Annotated in this window: 5 protein-coding genes; 3 read left to right on the plus strand and 2 right to left on the minus strand. The window is 73.8% G+C overall.

Features of this window, described 5'->3' with window-relative positions; translation table 11 throughout:
- Positions 1-309 precede the first annotated feature (309 nt).
- Positions 310-1,581, plus strand: coding sequence for an HNH endonuclease signature motif containing protein (locus tag KR546_RS18615; protein WP_238446225.1), 1,272 nt, complete (start codon positions 310-312; stop codon positions 1,579-1,581).
- A 232-nt stretch (positions 1,582-1,813) separates the two neighbouring features.
- Here the strand turns inward: KR546_RS18615 and KR546_RS18620 are convergent, their stop codons facing one another.
- Together KR546_RS18620 and KR546_RS18625 are read right to left on the minus strand one after the other, a co-directional pair.
- On the minus strand, positions 1,814-2,242 hold the full coding sequence (locus tag KR546_RS18620; RefSeq protein ID WP_238446229.1) for an SAM-dependent methyltransferase: 429 nt from the start codon (positions 2,240-2,242) through the stop codon (positions 1,814-1,816).
- Between the two features lie 112 nt (positions 2,243-2,354).
- The gene (locus KR546_RS18625) at positions 2,355-2,822 is read right to left on the minus strand and encodes a cupin domain-containing protein (RefSeq protein WP_238446226.1); all 468 of its coding nucleotides are present in this window, start codon (positions 2,820-2,822) and stop codon (positions 2,355-2,357) included.
- A gap of 296 nt (positions 2,823-3,118) precedes the next feature.
- Between KR546_RS18625 and KR546_RS18630 the strand changes: the two genes are divergently transcribed.
- On the plus strand, positions 3,119-3,667 hold the full coding sequence (locus KR546_RS18630) for a DUF6504 family protein (protein ID WP_238446227.1): 549 nt from the start codon (positions 3,119-3,121) through the stop codon (positions 3,665-3,667).
- Between the two features lie 111 nt (positions 3,668-3,778).
- Positions 3,779-7,555, plus strand: a 3,777-nt coding sequence (locus KR546_RS18635; RefSeq protein WP_238446228.1) for a DNA polymerase III subunit alpha, incomplete at its 3' end; no start/stop codon positions are given.

Here is a 7,555-nt window from a genome sequence, read left to right on the forward strand (position 1 = left end):
CCGGTGCAGGGCTGGATCCTCGGCCCACGGTTTCGCCGGTCCGGGCGATCCGCGGACCCGGCCCTTGGGACGATCTCCCGGTTCTCCACAAGGGGCCGGATTCGATGGTCGGGATGTCGCAGCAGGGAGTTACGGTGCATCACATGAACTCGAACGACGCCCCGTATTCCGACCCCCGACCCGCCGGTCGGGCGCGGACCGTCGTTCCGGTGGCGGAGGGGGTGGCGCCGGCGCCGTCGGCAGCCAGGGAGGTCGACTGGTCCGGGAGCCGCCAGGCCGCGATCGTGGGCAGGTTNGACCACGCTGGGCGTGCCGGTCGAGGTGGTGTTGGCGCAGACGTGCCGGCAGGTCGGGTTCGAACGCAACACGCTGCTGCGGGTCGCGACCACGCTGGCGGTCATGCCGGCCGTCCGGTCGGCGTTCGTGCAGGGGCAGGTGTCGTGGAGCCAGGTCCGTGGGATTGTCACTGCGGCCCGGACCGTGGACGTGGCGGGTCGTGACCGCATCGACGCACTCGTGGCCGAACGGGCCGTGTCGCATGCCGATGTGGAGGCTGACCACCTGGTGTGGGAGGTCGACTGGCTCGCCGACCAGCTCGTCGGGCAACGCACGAAGGAGCGTGACCGCACGCCGGTGGCGGACAACCGCCTGCGGGCGACGCCACGGCTGGACGGGTCCGGGGGGTCCTTGTTCGTCGACTACGACGACCTGCACTTCATGCCGATGATGGAAGGCATCGACCACCTCGCCGCCACCCTCGCCACCCACGACGACGACCACTCGGCGGACGTCACGGACGCATCGGACGACTCCGACACGCCCGAACGCCACGACGGCTCGTCGGTGCACGACGATCAGGCCGTGACGGAGGCGCACCGGCACGCCGCTGCGCTCGAAGCCGCCAGGAGCTGCCGCCGCGCGGATGCGCTGTTCGCGCTGGTCACCGGCAAGCGGGCCGGCACCCTCGCACCGCTCCACCCCGACGGCGACACGTCCGGACGGGCCCGGCGGGGCCGCCGGGTGCCGTCGGTGACGTTGACGTGCCATGTCGACACGCTCGTGGACGGGACGGCGCCGGCGTGGGTGCTGACGAAGCTGGCGGGACGGATGAAGGTCACCTCCGACGTCGCACGCCGCTGGGTCGCCGACGGGGCGGCGACCCGCCTGGTCGCCATGGATGACGTCGGGCAGGTGGTCGGGGTCGGACACCGCACGAAGGTGCCGCCGGGGTGGCTGCGTGACGCCGTGATCGCGCGCGACCTCCACGACACTGCTCCTGCGTCGACCACTGCGGCGCGGCTGTGTGACGTCGACCACGTCGTTCCGTGGCCCGACGGTCCGACCGACGTGGACAACCTCGGACTGGTGTCGCGACGGGCCCACACCCGCAAGACCCGCAGACAGTGGCGGCTCGACCGCCACCCCGACGGGTCCCGCACCTGGACCGTCCCCGCGTCCGGCTACCAGGTCCACCAACCTCCCCCATTCCACCTCCCCTCGCCACCGAGTCGACCGACCACCCCGTCACGCCCGACCGATGACGGGTCCGGCAAGGACCCACCCACGCCTCGCGGGCCCTGACCGGGACAGCCGAGGCTCGGGTGCTTCGTCCACCTCGGCCCGGTCCACGAGAACGATCACCCCTCGTGGCTCCGCAACGCCACACGACGTGTTCGACCGACCATGTTCGCTCGGCCATCGCTGGGCCACCGATCCCCCCGGCCTCGGTCCGCGCCGGCCATTTCGGCCTGCGCGGACCGGGGCATGCTCGCGTGTCCGCGCCGCGTGGCAGCGGATCCCGGGAGGCGAGCGCTCAGGGAGCCAGTTCCCGGAGCGGGTCGCCGCCCTGGACGTACAGGCGGCCGGACGGCACCAGTGCGTCGCGGAGCGCGGCCCGGGCGGCCTCCTCACCCTCCGGATGGCGTCCGTCGAGCACGCCGACCCGGATCGCGACGGCCAGGTCGTAGGGCGGTTCGCCCGGCTCGAGCATGAACGTCTCGACGTCGGCCCGACGCAGGTCGAGCAGACCGTCGGCGACCTCGCGCTGCGCGCTCGACCGCGCCCGGTCGATGGCGGTCCCGGACCGGTCGATGGCCAGGACGTGCCCGTCGGGCTCGACCCGCCGGACCAGCTCGCGTGCCAGGGCGCCCGGCCCACAGCCGATCTCCAGCACGCGTATCCCCGGCTGCAGGGGCAGCGCGTCGGCGACGGCGCGCAGGCGGGGGGACAGTCGGTCGGCCATGGCGATCAGGTCGAGCGGGTGGCGGGCGAGCGGATGGTGCAGCACGCCCGACGCACGTCCAGCGACGCGGGACGGACCGGACGGCTCGGGGGAGTGGGGGCGGACATGCGACTCAGCCCCCGGGACGGTCGAGCAGGGGCGGGCCGTGGACCTCGCTGGCATGGGCGGCGTAGATCGCCGCCATCCGCTCCGGGTCGGGCACCGCCCCGTCACCCAGCCCGGCCAGGTAGTCACCACGCTCGGCGAACAGTGGCAGGATCCCGTCGGGACGGGCGATGCCCAGGGCGGTGACGGGGGTGTCGTCGGGGTTGGCGAAGACGTGTCGTGCGCCGGCCGGGAACCACGCGAACCCGCCCGCCGCCACCTCGTGCACGACGTCCTCGAGCTCGACCAGCAGCCGGCCTTCGAGCACCAGCACGCCCTCGTCGAAGGCGTGGCTGTGCAGTGGCGGCCCGCCCCGTGGCAGCACGCCCGTGTACAGCGCCAGTTGCTGGTCCTGTTCGGCGCCGTCCACCAGGACCCGGAACGGTCCGAGCCGTCGCCGGGCCTCGTCCGGTCCCAGCACGTAGCCGTCGGCCATCGCGTCCCTCCTCGTGGCTGGCGACCCTACGTGGTGGGCCGGTCCGGGTGGGTGGCCGTCGCACGGCGGGACGACGGGCCGGGCGACGAGCGCTCGCCGTGTGCGCTCCTCCTCGCGGACGACTGCCGGGGCCGCTCCGGGGGTGTCCTGCCCGCTCCCGACCACGGTCCCCCACGCACGTCATGGCGTGTCTCGCCCGACCGCTTGACCGATGTCGTCGGGGTGACGTAGGTTCGTCGTTCACTCGAACACATGTTCGACCGGACGCGAGACCGGGCGCGACGAAGGAGCAGGCGATGAGCAAGCGGTACCGCGAAGTCCTCGAGGAGGTGGAGACCCCGGCCAGCCGTCGTGCCGCCGACCGGGACCGGTCAGGCTCGGTGGACGCCGACGGTGCCCCACCTCCCTCCGACGGTCGACAGCGGCGGCAGGAGGGTGACACCGGCGGTGGCTCCGGCGGGGGCGTGGCGACCCTGGTCCGACCCGTCACGGCCGCCCCGGCCACCACCGCACCGGCCACCACCGCACCGACGGCACGCGCCGCCAACCGTCCCGGCAACGGCCCGGCCGACGCAGACGAGCCGTTGGCCTTCACCTGGCGCGGACGTCACTACGCGGTCACCCGGATCCTGGGCCACTGGCGTGAGGAGGAGGGCTGGTGGCGTCGTCCCGACGGTGAGCCGATCCGCATCGAGCAGTCCGACCTGTGGCGGGTCGAGGCGGTCCGGGGGGCCGGCATGGTGACGGCATCGGACGGTTCGCACCCGGGGCTCCGGGACGGCCAGGGCGTCTACGAGCTCGCCCGCCGCGGCACGACCTGGCGCCTCGATCGCGTCTGGGACTGACCGTGCGGTCCCGTCCGCCGCTGGCCGCCGGTCCTCCTCGTCGAGTGTGCGGATCACGGCCACGGGCTGCCGCGAAGAGCACACTCGACGTGACGGGGTGGGGCGTGGCGCATGGCTGGTAGGCGGGCGTTCAGCGCCGACGAGGTCGCGATCACGGCGATGGACCGTGACGTGGACGACCGTCGGGCGGCCGATGCCGCCGAGCGGGTCCAGCAGCGCCTGGCCGACCACCCCGACGACGATGGCGGCACGACGGCGTTCACCCACCTGACCGCACGGACCGGGTACTCGCTGCGCGACGGGATGATCCGTCCGGGCGAGCTGGTCGCGGCGGCGGCCGCGGCGGGCATGACCCACGTGGCGGTGACCGACCGGGACGGGATCTACGGGGCGGTCCGGGTGGCCCAGGCCGCCGCGAAGGCCAACATCACCCCGGTGCTGGGGGCCGACCTCGCCCTGGCCGTCACCGACGACCCGGGCTGGACCTCGCCGAGGGTGGGTCGGGCCCGGGACGGCCGACCGGGTCCGGCAGTGGGCAGTGGCTGGCTGGAGGACGACGCCGCCCGGATCACCCTGCTGTCCCGGGGCAACGCCGGCCACGGCGACGTCTGCCGGGCGATCACGGCCGCCCACCTCGGCCCGGACGGGCTCGACCGGCTGACGTCGGGGACCTCGCTGGACCGCGAGACCTGGCGCGAGCAGGTCGAGCTCGCCGACCGGTCCAGTCCGCACCTGGCCTTCGACGACCTCGCGACGGCGACCGCCCGCGACGACACCTGGGTGCTGCTCGGCAACGACTCACCGGTGGGACGGCTGGCCGCGGTCGGTCGGCTCGACGCCGCGACCGACCAGTTGCGCCGGTTCCTGGACGTGGTCGGGCCGGACCGCCTCCGGGTCGCGGTCCGCAACCACCGCACGCCCCCCGGGGGCCGTCGGCACGGCCAGCCGGTCCGCCTCACCGCCGACGGTGCGCCCGCGGTCGGCGCGGACGGGACCATCGACGAGCCCGGTGACGACGTGCGGATCCGCAACCTGCTGGAGGTCTCGACGCGGGCCGGGGTCACCGCGGTCGCGGTCAACGACGTGCGCCACCTCGAGCCCGACGACGTGCACGTCGCCGACGTGCTGGCCTGCGTGCGCCAGCAGGTCCCGCTGGCCGGTCGCCACCTCGGTCGCACCACCGCCGAGGGCCACTTCGCGACCGGCGCCGAGATGGCACGCCGGTTCGCCGAGCGTCCCGACCTGGTCACCAACGCCCACGAACTGGCGGTCACCTGCGAGGTCGACCTCGCCCTGGGGGAGGTGCAGGTGCCACACCTGACCGGGCTGAGTGACGAGGTCGCCGCCGGCGAGCTGCACCGGCGCGCCTGGCAGGGACTCGCGGACCGCTACGTCCGGGTCACGTCCCGGATCCGTGAGCGGCTCGAGCGCGAGCTGGACATGGTCGACCGGCTCGGCCTCCACGACTACTTCCTGACCGTGTCCGACATCATGGCGGCGGTGCGTGACGAGCTCGGGATCCTCGCGGCCTGTCGCGGGTCGGCCGCGGGATCGCTGATCTGCCACGCCCTGGGGATCTCCGAGGTCGACCCGGTCGGCAACGACCTCGCCTTCGAGCGCTTCATGAACCCCTATCGCGACGAGCTGCCCGACATCGACATCGATGTCGAGTCGGCCCGGCGCGAGGACGTCTACGACCTGGTGATCGCGCGCTACGGCCAGCACCGCGCCGCCTGTGTCGCGATGGTCGAGACCTTCCAGGCCCGCATGGCGATCCGCGAGGTCGGCAAGGTGCTGGGCCTGCCACCCGACGAGATCGGCATGGTCGCGAAGTCCATCACCCACGCCCGGGCGCGCCAGGTCCGTGCGGTCGTCGACGACCTCCCCGAGCTGGCCAACTCCCGGATCAACGCCGGCCAGCTCGAGCGGCTGCTGGCCGTGGTCGAGCGCCTCGACGGGCTGCCGCGTCACCTCGCCCTGCACCCGTGCGGGATCCTGCTGGCCGACGACGCCCTGCTCAGCCACACCTCCATCGAGCGCTCCGCCCGGGGCTTCCCGATGGTCGCCTTCGACAAGGACGACGTGGCGGCGCTGGGGTGGTTGAAGCTGGACGTGCTGGGGGTGCGGATGCTGTCGTCGATGCGCCACGCGATGGAGCTGGTGCCCACGACCCGGGGCCACGACCTCGACGTCACCCAGATCCCGGAGGGCGACGGTGCCACCTTCGACCTGGTGCGCTCGGCCCACACCATCGGGGTGTTCCAGATCGAGTCGCCCGGCCAGCGCGAGCTGCTGGGACGCCTCCAGCCGGATCGCTTCGGTGACCTCATCACCGAGATCTCGCTGTTCCGCCCCGGCCCGGTCAAGGCCGACATGGTCACCCCGTTCGTGCAGCGCCGCCACCGCACCGGCCACGGGCGAGGGGCGGTGTCCAGCGCTGACGACGCGGCCACCGACCCCGACGCCGTCGAGGAGGACTGGTACCCACACCCCAGCCTCGAGCCGGTCCTGCGCGAGACCCACGGGGTCGTGGTCTACCACGAGCAGGTCATGGGGGCGCTGTGTGCGCTGACCGGCTGCGACATGGCCTACGCCGACCTGCTGCGTCGCCGGCTGTCGTCCGACGCCGACACGATCAGGCCGTGGGCGCTGGCCCGGGCCCGGTCCCGCGGGTTCTCCACCGAGGCCGCCGTGGCGGTCTGGAAGCAGGTCGCGTCGTTCGCCTCGTTCGGGTTCTGCAAGGCCCACGCCGCGGCGTTCGCCGTCCCGACCTACCGCTCGGCGTGGCTCAAGACCCACTACCTGCCCGAGTTCATGGCCGGGCTGCTGACCCACGACCCGGGGATGTACCCGCGGCGGCTGATCCTCGACGAGTGCCGCCAGTTCGGCGTGGCCGTGCTGGGCCTGGACGTCAACCGGTCCCTGGCCCACTACACCGTCGAGGTGGTGGATCGGGGCCAGGCCGAGCACCTGCTGGGCATCTACCGGCGGCCCGGCACCACCCAGCAGCTGCCGAAGGGCTGGACGGTGCGCGACGGTCGGCCGGTCCCGCCGGGCGGGTTCGACGGGGGCGACGCCGGCAACGGGTGGCGCTACGGGGTGCGGGTGGCGCTGTCGGCGGTCAGGGGGATCAGCGGCGACGAGGTCGACTCGATCGTCGCCAACCGGCCGTACGGGTCACTGGTCCAGCTGCGGGCCAGGTCGTCGCTGTCACGACCGGTCGCCGAGCGGCTCGCCCGGGCCGGGGCACTGGACCACCTCGCCGGGCTGCACCGGCGCGACGGTGCGACCGACCGCCGCGAGATCCGGCTCGCGGTCGAGGAGCTGTGGGCCGACTCGAGACGCCCCCGCCCGGACGAGTCGGCCCAGTTGCCGCTGGACGTCGGCACGCCCCCACCCTCGATGCCGGTGCAGACCCCGGCCGAGCAGGTCCGTGACGAGCTGGCGGTGACCGGGCTGGACGCCTCGCGGCACGTGCTGTCGTTCTACGAGCCACTGCTGGACGCGCTCGGCGTGGTGGACGCCGCCGACATCGCGACCCTGCCCAACCAGAGCCAGGTCCGGGTCGCCGGGGTGAAGGTGGCGGTGCAGTCGCCGGGCCAGCGTTCCGGCAACCGGGTGCTGTTCCTGTCGCTGGACGACCAGACCGGGTCGGTCCAGGTCACCTACTTCGCCTCGGCGCTGCCCGACTCGGCCTGGACGGTGCTGCACGCCTGGCTGGTGGTGGCCGAGGGGAGGGTCAGCCGGCGTGACGCCGCGAACCGGTCCGACGCCGGGATCTCGTGGCGGGCACGTCCCTTCGGGGGCGACCGAGCCCCGACCGCCCGCGAACCCGTGGCCGACCGGGGGATGGGCACGCGGGGCCGGGCCCGGGGGAGTGGCCGGGGT

The organism is Salsipaludibacter albus, from assembly GCF_019798055.1.
GTDB classification, from domain to species: domain Bacteria; phylum Actinomycetota; class Nitriliruptoria; order Nitriliruptorales; family Nitriliruptoraceae; genus Salsipaludibacter; species Salsipaludibacter albus.